The organism is Polyangium sp. y55x31 (assembly GCF_029946505.1).
Taxonomy (GTDB): domain Bacteria; phylum Myxococcota_A; class Polyangia; order Polyangiales; family Polyangiaceae; genus Polyangium.
Genome location: NZ_JARZHG010000042.1, coordinates 20,501 through 35,108, shown reverse-complemented (window position 1 = coordinate 35,108; position 14,608 = coordinate 20,501). Strand labels below are relative to the sequence as shown.

Genomic DNA, 14,608 nt, shown 5'->3' with positions numbered 1-14,608 from the left:
GCCCCGGACCCCGCGGGGGCTGTTCGCCCCTCGACCCGAACCAGCGCAAGCGCTGGACCATTGGGGGAAGAACTGCGCGATGCGCAGTTCTTCCCACAGGCCGGTGGCAAGATTTCGGTCAGGGGCGGGGCGCGGTCGTCGACAGGTGGTGCGCCGTCTGGGCGATCGAAGGGCGGTTTTCCACGGCGGCCCACCAATCCGAAAGGACCGGGCGTCCGGCGTGCCAATCGCGCTCGGGCCAGCGGAAATCGAGATAGCCGAGCAGACAGGCAGCTCCGACCTCGGCCATCGAGAATGCCTCCGTCGACAGCGGCTCGGTCTCGAGTGCGTCGAGCGACGCGGCGATGGCTTGCTCGAACCGTGGGGTCATCGGGTCCGGCTGCGTCGCGGCGCGCCGTTCTGCAGCGAAGAGCCGCCCAGCGGCCGTGGCCGCGCCGTCGGTCAGGCCTTGCACCCGCAAAACGCGGCGACGCTCGCGGCCGGCGCGAGGAAGGAGCCGTCCACCGCCGGCCCGCTCGTCCAGGTAATCGCAGATGGCGGACGACTCGTAGAGGATCTCGCCGTCTTCGAGGATCAGGGTCGGGACCTTGGCCAGGGGGTTGACCGCCCGCAGGCGTGGGTCGGTCCATGGATCGGTTTCCACGAGCTCGATCTCGCTGGCGAGACCCAGCTCGTGGGCGGCGACGCGGACCTTGCGGGCGAAGGGGGAGGTGAAGGCGAGCCAGAGCTGCATCGAGTGGAGGATGAGGGATCTGGGCGATGGAGGACAGGCCTCGGCAGCTGTTTCGCGTGGAGCTCGATGCCTCCGCCCGCGCGCTCGACGTTCAGGGAATCGTCGTCACGCACCACCTCTGATTGTAATTGGGCGGCGGCCCTTCGACGATCTCCTGGCCGGGGAACTGCTGCACGGTGATGTTCGTCAGATCGTTGTTTCCTTCGAGCACGAGCCCGGAGCCAGGGCTGAAGTTGCCGTCGATCGTCGTCCGCCCGCCCGTGCAAGTGCCTTGCACGGGCGGCCAGTTGCCGACCATGCGCACGCCCCATTTCAGCGGCACGGAGCAGGTGGTCTGGATGAACGCGTTCCCCTGCGCGTCGCGCGGCACATCGAAGCGCAGCCACTGCCCGGGCAGCGCGTGCGTCCGCGCCCAGGTCAACGAGCCCTCCACGTTCGGATTGCACGAATCGAACGTCTGCGTCACCACGGGCCCGATGTATTGCGTCGCCTTCAGGTACTCCACGACCCCGCGCCCGAAGACGCTCGGCACGGGCGCCCCGCCGGACGGACCACGCCAGTCCTCGATGAGCGGGCTGTAATATGGCTTCTTCGTTTGGTCCGCCGGGACGAACCACGACCACGCCGCCCACCCGAACTGATTCCACGGGCGCGTCGCGTAAAGGAGCACCTGGTGCAAAAAGTCGACGTCGTCGTCGTTCTCGTACGTCGACTCGCCCGACGCGAACTCCGTGAGCACCACCGGGTATAGCTTCGCCTGCGTCGCCAGATAGCCGAAGTACGTCGTGAAGAGATCCTCGAGCGGGCCCTGCTCCACGATGCCCGCGACGCTGTTGTCCCTGGCGAACCAGAAATACGGGTTCGCCGCGAACGCGAGGTTCGTCGCCCCCGTGAGCTGGAACTGCGGCTCCGACACGCGCCGCAGGTCGACCCCGTCGATTCCGGTCACGAGGACGACGTTTTGCGCGCCGAAATCGCGGATACGCTCGTACATCACGCGCATGCCGGCGTACGTGAAGTTCTTCGTCACGGTCGTCACGGTCGTGCCGATCTTCTTCTCCAGCGTGCAAGGCTTGGTCCCGTAGGTCCCGTCGGGGTTCCTCGTCCCGTCGGCCCAAATCCGCCACACCTCGTCCTTGTCCTCGTCCTCGTCATCGAACCAATCCGCCGTGTTTTTGCAAGCCACGTAGGGGTTGTTGAAGATCTGGAAGACCACGCGCGAACGATCGATACCGTCGTTCGGCTGCTGCGTCCCCGGCTTGTACCCGAGCTCGTGCCCGAGCCGCCGCAGGAAGCTGCCGAGACCCGCATTGCCGTACATGTCCTGGCCCTGGAGGTTCTTGCCGATGTAGACGTTCTGGGCCGTCCCGTCCTCGGGCTCCCATACGTGGGGCATGTGGTTTCTTTCGCCCTCGTCGAGCCCATCGTCGCGATGACTCGCGTCGGAGCGGACGTCGATGATCACGTCCATCCCCGCCGCCTGGATCTTCTTCACGTTGTCCTTGACGATCTGCCAGTAGATCTCCCACACGTCCTTGTTGTTGCAGGGCAGACCCGCGCTCGGATCGGAGCTCAAAGCGTCGGGCTTGCGATAACCATAGCAGCGGTAATTCCACGACACGGACAGGCGCACGGTGTCGAATCCCCACCCCTTCATGTGCCCGTACTCGTCGGGGTGGATGCCGTCGGTCCAGAGCGCGCTGCCCGGGTAGTTCGGGTGCGGGACCGGGATGCGTAGGCTCGGCTCGGTCGAGCCCTCGCCGTGCCACTGCGACTCGAGCCCGGGCCGCGTCACGCCGTGAAAGACCACGCGATTGCCATTGCCATCGACGATCGCCGGCGTCCCGTCCGGAAGCTTCGCCACCCTGTACGGACCGACGCGGCTCGGCGGGCTGATCACCGCGGAGGCGGCCTCGGCCGTCTCCTCACCCGCCAAAGGCGCCTCCTCGACGTCCGCGCAGCCCGGCCCGAGGGCGCCGATGCCCGACACGAGCATCAATACCGCCGCCGCGCTCCACGCCGTCTTTCCACGACCCATCGAGACGATATGCTTCTTCATGACAAACTCCTCCCTCCGCGCATCTCGCGCGTCACGATCGGATCTCGTCGGGGGCTCACGCGGCATCACCCGCCGCGCTCATCTCCGTTCGCCGCCCCGCTCAGCAAGGGTCGGGCCAAGCTCGCACCACGGCGATTCGTCGCCTGCCATCGCGCCCCTGTCGTTGCGCGGCGACACCCCGACCGCGGAAGCGCCGCTTCTTGCCTGTCCATGGCCGCTGACAGGTGTCGCCGGCCATGGACACCCCGGCGTCCGCCCGCGCCCCCTAGTCGTCGCCGCTCATGCGATGCGAGGGAGGCAGGTCCAGCGTCTCGCGCTCGAACGAATCGACCGAAACGGGCGACACCGACCTCGGTGCTTGCCGAGGCCCCACCGCCGTCGCGACCCGATCCGGCGCCACCGCCGGTGCTGCCGCCGGCGGCGCCGAAGCCGCCTGTCCTCCCAGCTCGCGCAGCACCGCGTCGAGCTCCTGGACCGTCTGCTGCGCCGACGCCGGCCTGTCTGCCGGGTCCTTGGCCAGGAGCGACAGAAGGAGCGCCTCCAGCCGCGGCGGCACGTCCGGCCTGCGCGCGCGGGGCGAAACCGGGTCGTCCGAGGCCACCGCCACGAGCAAGGACGCCATGTCCGTTGCCTCGTCGAAGGGGCGAACCCCGCACACGACCTCGTAGAGCACGGCCCCGAGCGAGTAGAGATCCCCTCGCGCATCCTCCGGGCGCCCCGCCGCGCGCTCGGGCGGCAGGTAGGCGAGCGTGCCGACCAGAGACCCCGCCTCGGTCCACGCGGGCGCCCGCGCCACGGCCGCGATGCCGAAATCCACGAGCTTCACCACGCCCGCGCGCGACAGGAGCAGGTTGTCCGGCTTGACGTCCCGATGCAGCACGCCCGCCGCGTGCGCCGCCGAGAGCGCGGACGCCGCGTCCCGCACGATCTCCACCGCCCGCGCGAGCGGCAGCGGCTCTCTCCCGGCGAGGAGCGCCGACAGCGCGCTGCCCTCCACGTACTCCATGGCCAGGTACGCCGTCTTGCGCCAGGCCCGCCCTTCGAGCACCCGGCACTCGCCGCTGGCCAGCACCGTCACGATGCCCGGGTGGCAGAGCCGCGCCCCGAGCTCGGCTTCCTGCACGAAACGTCGCAGGCTGCTCGCGTCTCCGACACGGTCGTGCCGCAGCACCTTGAGCGCGACGATCGGCTGACCCGGCTGCGTTCCGTCCCTGGCCCGGTAGACGATGCCCATGCCCCCGCGGCCGATCTCCTCGAAGAGCTCGTACGGTCCCACGAAACGCGCCTCGGTCCGGCGCGTCCACACCCTGTCCGCCCCGAGCACGACGAGCCCGAGCCCGGCCACGACCACGAGCGGCAGCACCTTGGCCAGCGAGGACACCGGCGCGAGCGGCATGCTCGCGAGCGACAGCCCCCCGTACACCCCGAGCATCCCGACTGTCGTCGCCCAGCGTGTCACCCATCGCCGCGCCCCGAGCCTCGGCCCGAGCCGCCGGAGCCCGAGCACCCAGGCCACCACGAGCAACAGCGCCCCCCCCTCGCGCTTCTTGTCCGCCCACGCCCAGCGATGCCGCGCGAAAAAGACCACCTCACGCATCCACAGCTCCGGTCGCGCGACTTCGGCCACCTCCACGACCTGCCCCGCCGTGATGTTTTCACGTCGCACGACGCGCCCCGAGGGGAAGCGCACCTCCACGCTCACGACATTCGTCTCGCCGAGCCCGAGATGGGCCACCGGGTGCCGAACGTTCGTCTCGCGAACCCCCAGAAGCGCCCCGCCTGGCCCATAAACCGATACCCGCGCGCCGAGCGCCGCGCGATTGGGCGGCGGCGCGAGTGGCCGCACCTTCAGCCACCCGCCGCGCAGCGGCGTATTGAGCAAGAGCCGATTGGCGACCCCTTGACGCACCTGGTAAATGTCGAGATCGCCGTCCTCGTCGAAGTCCTCCACCAGGATGTTCGACGCCATGAGCCCGGCGCCCGTCTTCACGCTGACGTCGGTGAAGGCTCCGCGCCCATCGTTGAGGAGCAGCCGGACGAGTGATTCCTGCTGCGTCTCGGTCACCGCATTGCGGGGCAAGGCGAGTGCGACCACGAGATCCAGGTCGCCATCGAGGTCCATGTCGCCAAACTCGGCGCCCGCGGCCGAGGCGAATATCCTGTCGAGTCCGGCCTCGCTCGTCACGTCGTGGAAGTGTCCACGTCCGTCGTTGCGGAAGAGCCGCGAGGGACCGTAGCGCTCCGAGGTCACGAGCAGCACGTCGAGCGCCCCGTCCCCATTCACGTCCCCCGCGGCGGCGGCCAGGCTCTCCTGAATGGCACCCGCGAGGCCCGATCCTCCCGTGGCGTCCACCAGCCTGCCGTCTTCGGCCTGCCGGTAGAAGGTATTGCCCTCGCCCCACGCATTGAGGCTCAGGAGGTCCATACGCCCATCCCCGTCGAGGTCCGCGGTGAGCGCGCCGCGGGACCAGGCCAGCGATGCGCCGCCGTCGTGGTGCGCGAGCTGTCGCGGCGCGAGGTGCCCGAGCCCGTCGTTGACCCAGAGCACGTTGGGGACCGGGGAACCACCGGGCTCCCGAAGGAAGCGCACTTCGTACACGTCGAGGTCCGAATCGCCGTCCAGATCGGCCACCGCGAGTTCCCCAGGGCCGGAAGCATCATCGGGCTCGAGCGGCGCCGCGGCCGGCCCCGCGTCCCAGAAGCGAAGATCCCCGAGGTTGCGCAAGAGGTGCAGCGGACGCTCGCCAGGCCGGCCCGGAGGCCGCGCCAAAAGATCCACCCAGCCGTCCCCATCCACGTCGGCCACGGCGATCCTGGAATCGGACAGCACGGCCATGTCCGGCGTGGCGAGTAGCTGGGAGCGAAAGGCCCCAGGAGCTTCGGCGCGCAGAAAGCTATTGCGGCCGAAAGGCGTGGCGAGCAGGAGGTCCGGCCCTCCGCTGCCATCCAGATCCGCGAGCCATGCCGTAGCGCTCTCCGCCTGGACCCCCACGCCGGCCTCGAACGTCCGGTCCACGAAGGTCGGGAGTCGATTGGGTTCGAGGGCCAGGATGAGCCCGCCCTTGCCAATCGCCCAGAGCCCGGAAGGGCCTTCGGCGATGTCGTCCACCCGGCGCCCCGGGAGCACACGCTCGACGTCGCCTTTCTCCACGCGTACCAGCGACGAGTCCATGGTGACCCCCCAGGTCGTGCCATGGCGCGCGGCGATCGCCACCAGCCACGCCGGGGAAAGAGGCTGCCATTCCTCACCACGCTTCACGTGCACGGGCGCGCCGACGAGGGCCATCGTGTCTTCGAAGCGCTGCAGGCGCCCGGACGTCGACAGCGGCGCCTCGTGTCGCTGCCACGCCTGGCCGTCGAAATGGAGGACGAACCCCGTGCTCCCTCCGACCCAGACGTCGTTCGCGGCGACGATGGCCACGCCGTTCAAATGGCTCTGGTAATCGCTCCCCAGAAAGGGCGTGTGCACCCGCTCCCAGCTCCGGCCATCGTAGCGATAAAGCATCCCGAACAGGCCCACGGCGTAGCCGAGCCCGGGGTGAAGGAAATCGACGTCGAGACAGACGAACTCCGCATCCAGCAGCGCCATCTGCCAGCGCCCGTCTTTGTAATGGTAGAGGCGGTGGCCGCCGTTCTCGGCGGCCCAGATCTCCTCGGGTCCGAGCGGCGCCACGTGATTGAGAAACACCGCCTCGTCCGGCCCGGGGATCCGATGCCAGGCCTGCCCATCGTAACGGAGCACCGTGCCTTTGGCGCCGACGACCCACCCCGTGCCATCGGGCGAGAATCGAATGGACGACAGCTTCTCCGTCGTCGGGCTCTCCACCGGATACCAGGTCGAAGGCTCGGCCGCGCGCGCCGCGATCGGCGCGAGCAGCACCAGCAAGAGCGCGGAGAGCCAGCGGATCATGGGCGCTCCGCCGGCAGGACGAAACGCGCCGCGCCCGCGCCATCCGCCACCCACAAGCTCCCGCCGGCGTGAACCACGTCCGAGGCCAGGCCCGAGGTATCCGAGCGGCCCATCGGATCGAACGCGCCGCGCCCATCCCACGCCCAGAGCGAGACCCCGCCTTCGCCGTGCGCCACGGCCACGCGCGCCCTGTCGCGGCGCCCCTCGGGATGCCACACCGAAATGCCCTGGGGTCGAGGTTCGAGCGGCACCCAGGAAAGCTCGCGGGGCCGGTCCGGATCGGTCACGTCCACCACCTGCACGCCCGCGGAAGGCTCGGCGACCAGCGCCGTCCCCTCCACGAACGCCACCGCAGCCGGGGGAGCTTGCAGAACGTAAAAACCCCGGCGACGTGGCGTCGGGCCCAGGTCGAACACCTGTAGCAGGCCGAGCTCCGGGTCGATGGCCACGGCCCGCTCGCCCTCCACGGCGAGCCGGGTGAGCTTCTCCTGGGTCGTCGTGGGAGGGCGGGAGACCGCCGCCACGCGCGTAAACCCTTCGGTCGAGCGGAACCCCTGGAGCCCGCCGGCCTCGTCGAGCAACCAGAGCGTGCCAGCGCTCGGCTGCCATGCGATCGAGCGGCCGCCCTCGGGGACGTGCTTGCAGACCGGAGACGCAGCCGGCCGCACGGGCAGGGGCGTCTGGCAGAGGTTCCCCTTCGGGTCGAGCGTGCAAACCGCGCGTCCGCAGAACACGGCGTCGCGAATCCGCACGCCGGGCAGCTCCGTGGCGCGAGCGCCTGGATCGAGCGGCCAGATCCAGGCGCCCGTGCCGTCTTCGCCGAAGGTCATCACCTGCGCGTCGGAGGCGGCCACCCGGTCGAGCCTCGAGCCGGGCACACGCGCGCGCGCGCCCACACCCGGGCTCGTGTGAAGCAGCTCCAGCCCCTCAGCCCCACGCGCCGCGAGCACGAGCGAAGGCCCGAGGGCCGCGGCCCCGAGCACGGCGAAGGGCAACGGCGTGCGCACCTCGATCGAGCCGGACGCGGACAGGTCGAGCAGCGTCGCTCCGCCCCCCGCGGCGAGCACCTGCGACCCCAGCACGTCGAGCCGCGCGGGCGCATGATCCAGCGTCACCTCCGCGAGCACCCGCGGCGGCGACGCGGAGGTGTCGAGCACCCGGACGTGTTTGTCCTGCGAGCCCACGACGAGCAGGCTCCCGCGCGCGGCGAGCGAGGTCGCCCGCCGAAAAGCTCGCTCGCGAAAGGCCACGTGTGGCGGCCCTGGTTCGAGGTCGACCCGCAAGAGCCCGTCGCCGGCGTCGGCCACATAAAGATGCGACCCCACCCACGCCGCGTCCTTCGGATTGCCTGGAAGCGCGAGGTGCTCGGGGGCGTGGCCTGGGCGCAGCACGGTGAGGCCGGCTCGCTCGTGCAGCACGGCCACGCCGAGCTCCGAGCCGATCACCCGCCGCGCCGCCCCTGGCACGGCGGTATGGCCGAGCAGGCGCGGGCGCTCGGGCGAATCGAGGTCGAATGAAGCCACCCCGCGGAGCCCGTCCGCGAGGTAGAGCAAGGGCCCCGCGAACGTGAGGTCCTGCGCCGTTCCGGGGGTCGGCACGTGATGCTCGAGCGCGATACGTCCGCTCGTGTCCACGACGTAGACCGAAAGCCCGTCCACGTCTGCCACGTAGGCGTACGCGCCCCTCGTCACGACGGCCCGGTGCTCGGCGCCCGAAAGGAGCCGCGTGGCCGCCCCGATCGCGGGGAGCGCGGCTTCCGCGTCGGCGGGCTCCGGCGGGCTCGTGGCCGGCGGCGCCGGGGGTTCTGCCGTGCCGCAGGCGGCGGTGGCGAGCCACAGCCATAAAGATCGTTTCAGGGAGTCGCGAAGGGCCATCAGCGTCGCGTGGACCATCCGAGGTCGGTGCTGCGCGTAACCATGCTAAGTAGCACGGCGATGTCCGCGGAGAGCAAGGGGTTCACCCTGACGTTGGTTCAGGAAGACGGTCAGGCGTGTGTCGAGCTGCCGAGAGCGCGCGTGCTCTTGCGTGGCCCTGGCCGCGACGACGCCGTGGTGGAGCTCGGGCTCGACCCCGTGGTGGTGGGCTCGGGCATCGAGTGTGATCTCGTCGTGGACGATCCGTACGTCTCGCGGCGGCACTGCCAGCTCGTAATGACCACGCGCGGCGTGGTCGTGAGGGACCTCGGCAGCCGCAACGGCATATGGGTGCAGAAGATACGGGTGGTCGAGGCCGTATTGCCGCCGGGGGCCGGCGTGAGCCTGGGAAAACTCTCGCTGACGGTGGAGGCGGAGGGCGCGGTGCGGGTGCCTCTCTCCGCGGGCGAGCAATTCGGCGAGGCCGTGGGCAAGAGCATGGCCATGCGTGCGCTCTTCGCCCGATTGCAGAGGGCCGCCGAGACGGACGAGCCGGTGCTCATGCTGGGCGAGTCGGGCACGGGGAAAGAACTCTTGGCGCGCGCCATTCACCAGACGAGCCCCCGGCGGGGTGGCCCCTTCGTGGTCTTCGACTGCGGCGCAGTCGCGCCTTCGCTCGTCGAGTCGGAGCTCTTCGGCCATGAGAAGGGCGCGTTCAGCGGGGCGCAGAGCGCGCGCGTGGGGCTCCTCGAAAGCGCCAACGGCGGGACGCTCTTCCTCGACGAGCTCGGCGAGCTGCCCCTCGATTTGCAGCCCAAGCTGCTGCGGGCGCTCGAGAGCCGCCAGGTGAAGCCCGTGGGCGGAAACCGGATGCGGCCCTTGGACCTCCGGGTCGTGGCGGCGACCCACCGCGATTTGAAGGCGCGCGTCTCGTCGGGCGAGTTCCGCGAGGATCTGTATTATCGGCTGGCCGTCGTGGAAGTGCGCGTGCCGCCGCTGCGTGAACGGCGTGACGACATCCCGGTCCTCGTCGAACGGCTGCTCGCCCAGCGGACCCCCCCATGCACGCTCGCGGAGCTGCCGCCGAACACCCTGGAAATGCTCGCGGGGCACACGTGGCCGGGCAATGTGCGCGAGCTACGCAACACGCTGGCGCGGCTCATCCTCTTTCGAGGAGGTGAGGGGGGCTCGCTGCCGGGTCTGGAAGGCGACGCGAAATCGGTCACCGCCGCTCCCGTGCCGCTCCGCATGCCTTTCCACGAGGCGCGCGAGGTGGTGCTCGAAGACTTCGAGCGACGTTACGCGGCCGAGCACCTCCGCGCGCACGAAGGAAATGTATCCGCCGCGGCGCGGGCCATGGGCGTATCGCGCCAGTTCTTGCACAAGCTCATCTCCGAGCATGGCCTGAAGGGCCAAAGCTCCGTTCGATGAGGCTCCTGTCCGCGCCTGCGCTTCCGCCGGCTCAGAACGCTCCTGCCACGCCGAACACCGTGTGACCGGGGCGCACGTCGAGCACGGGCACGAGCGAATCGAGCGTGCTCGGGGGCCTTCGGGCCATCTGCGGCTCGGGGGGCTCGTACGTCGAGAGAAAGGCGGCATCGATGGCCACGCCGATCGCCGCGCCCACGTAGCTCATGCCCATCATGTACTGAAAGTAAAACCCGTCGCACTTCTCGAAGATGCACCCGACGGGCAGGGAGAGGCCGAGGGCCGTCCCCGTGATCCCGAGGTTCATCCCGAGCACGGCAAAACCCCGGCCGACCCGCCCGTGTTTCCAGTGCACGATGGGCCCGCCGACCACCATGCCGGTAAGCGCAACCGGCCAGAGATAAACGTGCACGTTGAAGAGCGGCGCCGGAAAGGTCCCCACGCCGAGGGAGGCGCCGGCGATGGTGATCGTTTGCCAGCCGTACCAGACCTTGCGCGGCTGCTCGGAGGGCAACACGACGTACGACGGCGGGGCCGATTCCGCGGCGGAAGCAAACGTCGTGGCGGCGAGGGCCGTCAGGATGGATGCCAGACAAGCTCCCTGGATTCGCATGTCCCCTCACGAACGAGCGTCGTCCCTCGGCGGTCGTCACTTCCCAGAGTGGCCGACTTCCTCGGAGACACCCTAAGCAAGTCGAACGGCTCGGCCCAAGAAACAGACGCGGCACCGCGGCCAGATCCGTCCAGCGAACCGCCCCCTCCTCCCACCGCTTGCAAGGCGCGTGGCGACGCGCTGGCTCGCCAAGGTTCCGCGCCGTCAGCTCGAGCCCTTGTTCAGCGGCAGCCGGACGGAGCGCTCAGCCTTCTGCGCCCATATCCGCGGAGCACGGTCTCCCAGCGACGGCAGGCTTCACGCGCTGCAACGCAGCTCTCCTCGTGAACATCTCCTGATCTCGTCGACGGCTCCACCGAAGGCCTGCACCCCCGCAAGATTGCGCCGGATCCCCGCGAACCACCTCCTGCGCCGCCACGACCCGGCCCGCGGCCGCGCGCCCACGGATCTCGGGCGCCGTGAGCCGCCGAGCCCCGGGCGCGTCCTGCCGCCTGCGGCGCCCGAGGTCTCGCTCCGCGCTCACCCGCACCCGATCCACGACGCCGCAAATCGCCGATCCCACCGCGGGAACGCCGACCTGCGGCGCCGCAAGTCCTGCTCCGCGAGGCCGTCTCCCATCCTTTGGCGCCGCAGGCCCCCGCGCGCGCTCACGAAAGCACGACTTGGGCCGCGACATCATCGCCGACGCCCATACGACCCTCACCCAGGCCAAGGCCTGAGCATGGGTCTCATCTGGGACCGCTTCGCCGGGGCGCTGCCCCGGGCCCCGCGGGGGCTATCCGCCCCTCGACCTGGACCAGGGCACAGCCCTGGACCTCAGGGGGAAGAACTGCGCGATGCGCAGTTCTTCCCACGGGCCGGTGGCAAGATCATGGCGGTGCGTTTCAAGCTGAACCGTCAGCGCCGCTGTCTTGGTTGGCAGGGTGCGTGGCCGGTCTTGACCTGGCCCGTTCGATGAACTGCGCATCGCGCAGTTCATCGACCCCGAGTCCGGTAGTGGGGGAATGGGACCAGGGCGAGCGCCAAAAGGGCCCACTCTGATCGGGCGGTTCGGGCCGCACCTCGACCCCCGTTGCCCTACCTGAACACGCGGCGCGGACGGCGGATGTCCGCCCCTCGCTTGGCACGCTTGACACCGGCTCGAATCTCTCCCGCGTACCCGGACGAACCAATGCGGTAGGACAATACGTGTCCTACCAGGAAACGGAAAACCGCGAAAACGCAGTAATTCGTGGTAGTTTGGTCCCATCACTTGAACCGCTCCGATGGGTCGGGCGCCGCGAGACGCAGCCCGATGCCGGGGCGTGCTGGCGAGGGGACCGTGGCGAACGTCCTGGATCCGGAGAAGCGTCTGCGCGTGCTTGCTGCTTTGGTCGATGGCAACTCCGAGCGTGCCGTCGAGCGGATGACCGACGTCGATCGGAAGACGGTTCGCCGCCTTGCGCTCGCGTGGGGGCAGGGCGCGGTGAACCTGCACAACAGGCTCGCGCGGGGGCTGCAATGCTCCCTCGTGACCGTCGATGAAATCTGGGGGTACGTGGGTAAGAAGCAGGCGCGCGTGACCGCGGAGGACGGGCCCGACGTCGGGGAGGCGTACACGTTCGTCGCCCTGGACGCGTCGAGCCGGTTCGTCATCGCGTGGTACGTGGGGAAGCGCGACCAGGCATCGACGGACGCGTTTATCGCAGACCTCCGCGCGCGCCTGGTCGTCATGCCCGCGATGACCTCGGACGGGTTCGCGCCGTACATCATGGCGATCGGCACGAGCTTCGGGCCGGGCGTCGACTACGCGCAGACGGTCAAGAACTACACGAAGCGCGGGCGGCGAGAGGGACCGTCGGATCATCGTTATGAACCCGCGAGGGACCCCTTTATCACGAAGCGCGCGGTCTTCGGGGCCCCGAACTTGGACGCGGCGAGCACGGCCTACGTTGAGCGCAACAACGCGACGATGCGTCACCACATCGGCCGCATGCGGCGCCTTTGCCTGGCTTTCTCGAAGAAAGCCGAGAATCACCGCGCTGCGGTCGCCCTGGGCTACGTGCATTACAACTTCTGCCACGTGGTAAAGACGCTCCGCGTCACGCCTGCGATGGCCGTGGGGCTCGCCGATTCCGTCTGGTCGCTGGCGGAGCTTGACGCCGCGCTGATGACCGCGGGCCCGTGCGAGGCGCCGGAGAAGCAGGCGCTCGCCCCTCGCGTCCCCGAGACGACGGCGCGGGAGTTGCCGAACGGTCGCGGCTTCCTCCGCGTCGTGAACGGCGGCAAGCCGTCCGCCGCGCCCGCTCCGATGGCTCCCCCTCCGGTCGAGCCTACGTCGATTGCGGCGCCCGTCGCGGCGTCATCCAGCCCCGTCACCGACGAGACCGGGCAGCTTGACCTCTTTGCTTGGAAACCTAAGCCGCGTCAATTGACGCTATGGGATGAGACGTGAGCGAAGACGCGACGGACACGCATATCGGGCGTCTGGTCATAGCCGCGGCGTATGCTTCCGCACGACGCCCGTCGTTCCAACTGACCCAATTCGAAGCATGCGTTTACGGTGTCGCCGCGGACGACATTCTAACCGCGTTGAAAACGCGACGTGCTCACGAGGAGATGCGCCACGACTACCACGGTGGGTGGTAGTTGTATTCAGCCGTGCCCGGAGGCTTTGCGCGCCGCACTCAGCACAAATTCACGAAGTTCATCCACCGTAGGCGAATCGAACGTCGGATCGATCGCGTGCTCAATGTGCCATTCCACGGTAGACTTGCCACGCTTATAGTATATGAGCAGCATGTCTTGAGATGGTCCACCAACATCTCCACGCGCAAGCCCAATGACGGCATCATTGTCGGGGACAGGTCGGCCAAAATCGGGCTCATCACCAATCGACATGGTCATGTGAGCCAAACTAGGAACCTCGTGCCTACCAATACGTATCGTTCGGGACGCTCGCGACACGGACGCCTTGTTTGCGCGCTGTTTAAGCAATGAGTCCTGAAGGTTCTCCATTGCGATTATTATCAAGTTCGCAATGGTGGTGTACCCAGCTTCGCGCTGGGCAGCCTTGGTCTTAGCCTGTGCTTCGCGCTCTTGGGTGGCGGAGGCTTCACGCTCCGCCTCGGCTTGCTGCTTGTGCAGTCCAGCGATGATATCGTTTGCTGCGCGATCGAACGGATTGTCGGACATGTGGCCTCACATGCGAGCACGCGCATAGCCGACCCCTTGACGTGGGGCCGGTGCCCTGGCATGGTCGGGCCACCCTTCGCGGGGATGACGGGCGAGCATGACGGGGCGCAAGCCGCGTGGCTCGCCCTTCTCTTTGGTGAACTCGACGTGCTGAACGGTTGGCACGTGGCCGCCCGTTCGGCACGGTCATGGAATACAGGCTACAGGATGGGCGTCAAGAGGCGGGAGCGTGGACGGGCGACGCGGCGTCGATCCGGGCTTCCAACTCGCGGATGCCGCGCAGGATCTCCCGACGAAGGAAGGCGCGGGCGTGGACGCGCTGCGACGGCGCAGCGGTCGCATCCTCTACGAGCGTCCGGAGGTTCGTCACGACGGGGCGCAGCAGGCCCGCGTAGGCCGCCAGCGCGGCCGGGTCGGTGGTCTGGACGGCGGCGCGGATGCGCTCCCGTTCCCGAACGCGCGACCGGCTCACGCCGCCCTCCCGATGACGGGCGTCGTCACGACGAGCTTGCCGCCGAGAAGCACCTCGACCGCCACGCCAGCCGCGGCGGCGATGCGGATCGCGAGCGTGCCCGTGGGCGAGCCGTTCGGGTTCGCGGCGCGGCGGAGCGTGCTCGCCGGGATGCCGGTCATGACGGAGAGCGCGCGGAAGCTCCCGAAGGCGCGGCGGAGCTTGCGGACGGCGACGCGCACGTGGCGAGCCTCCTCCGCGGAGAGCATGAGCGCGCCCGACTTGCGACGGGGGCGCGGCGTCTCGGGTTCGGGCGGGCAGGGCGGATCGTTCTCTTGGCCGTAGCTACCGGGCCATGACAGATCGTGCATGGGCGTGACCTCGTGC

General features: G+C 69.2%; 10 protein-coding genes. 2 read left to right on the top strand and 8 right to left on the bottom strand.

All coding sequences use genetic code 11. From position 1 onward, the window contains the following. Positions 1-118: 118 nt before the first annotated feature. The 4 genes from QHF84_RS42190 to QHF84_RS42175 form a co-directional block, all read right to left on the bottom strand. Positions 119-733: a glutathione S-transferase N-terminal domain-containing protein gene (locus QHF84_RS42190; protein ID WP_281319236.1), complete on the bottom strand. Its 615-nt coding sequence runs from the start codon at positions 731-733 to the stop codon at positions 119-121. 91 nt (positions 734-824) lie between these two features. Next, positions 825-2,792, bottom strand: a complete 1,968-nt coding sequence (locus tag QHF84_RS42185; protein WP_281319235.1) for a cellulase family glycosylhydrolase — start codon at positions 2,790-2,792, stop codon at positions 825-827. Positions 2,793-3,057: 265 nt separating this feature from the next. Then, positions 3,058-6,702, bottom strand: coding sequence for an FG-GAP-like repeat-containing protein (locus QHF84_RS42180; protein ID WP_281319234.1), 3,645 nt, complete (start codon positions 6,700-6,702; stop codon positions 3,058-3,060). Continuing rightward, positions 6,699-8,576 (bottom strand): hypothetical protein, encoded by a 1,878-nt coding sequence (locus QHF84_RS42175; RefSeq protein WP_281319233.1) that lies wholly within the window; start codon positions 8,574-8,576, stop codon positions 6,699-6,701. The genes QHF84_RS42180 and QHF84_RS42175 overlap by 4 nt, the downstream gene beginning before the upstream one ends. A gap of 60 nt (positions 8,577-8,636) precedes the next feature. Here QHF84_RS42175 and QHF84_RS42170 point away from each other — a divergent pair, with 60 nt between their 5' ends. Continuing rightward, positions 8,637-9,986, top strand: coding sequence for a sigma 54-interacting transcriptional regulator (locus QHF84_RS42170; RefSeq protein ID WP_281319232.1), 1,350 nt, complete (start codon positions 8,637-8,639; stop codon positions 9,984-9,986). A gap of 31 nt (positions 9,987-10,017) precedes the next feature. On the opposite strand, the gene QHF84_RS42165 is transcribed toward QHF84_RS42170, so the two are convergent. After that, positions 10,018-10,596 (bottom strand): hypothetical protein, encoded by a 579-nt coding sequence (locus QHF84_RS42165; protein WP_281319231.1) that lies wholly within the window; start codon positions 10,594-10,596, stop codon positions 10,018-10,020. 1,321 nt (positions 10,597-11,917) lie between these two features. Between QHF84_RS42165 and QHF84_RS42160 the strand changes: the two genes are divergently transcribed. Next, positions 11,918-13,030, top strand: coding sequence for a transposase (locus tag QHF84_RS42160; RefSeq protein ID WP_281319230.1), 1,113 nt, complete (start codon positions 11,918-11,920; stop codon positions 13,028-13,030). A gap of 200 nt (positions 13,031-13,230) precedes the next feature. On the opposite strand, the gene QHF84_RS42155 is transcribed toward QHF84_RS42160, so the two are convergent. The 3 genes from QHF84_RS42155 to QHF84_RS42145 all read right to left on the bottom strand — a co-directional run bounded on the left by QHF84_RS42155 (position 13,231) and on the right by QHF84_RS42145 (position 14,592). Continuing rightward, positions 13,231-13,770, bottom strand: coding sequence for a hypothetical protein (locus QHF84_RS42155; protein WP_281319229.1), 540 nt, complete (start codon positions 13,768-13,770; stop codon positions 13,231-13,233). Positions 13,771-13,984: 214 nt separating this feature from the next. After that, on the bottom strand, positions 13,985-14,242 hold the full coding sequence (locus tag QHF84_RS42150; protein WP_281319228.1) for a hypothetical protein: 258 nt from the start codon (positions 14,240-14,242) through the stop codon (positions 13,985-13,987). Then, positions 14,239-14,592, bottom strand: coding sequence for a hypothetical protein (locus QHF84_RS42145; protein WP_281319227.1), 354 nt, complete (start codon positions 14,590-14,592; stop codon positions 14,239-14,241). The genes QHF84_RS42150 and QHF84_RS42145 overlap by 4 nt, the downstream gene beginning before the upstream one ends. Between the last annotated feature and the right edge of the window lie 16 nt (positions 14,593-14,608).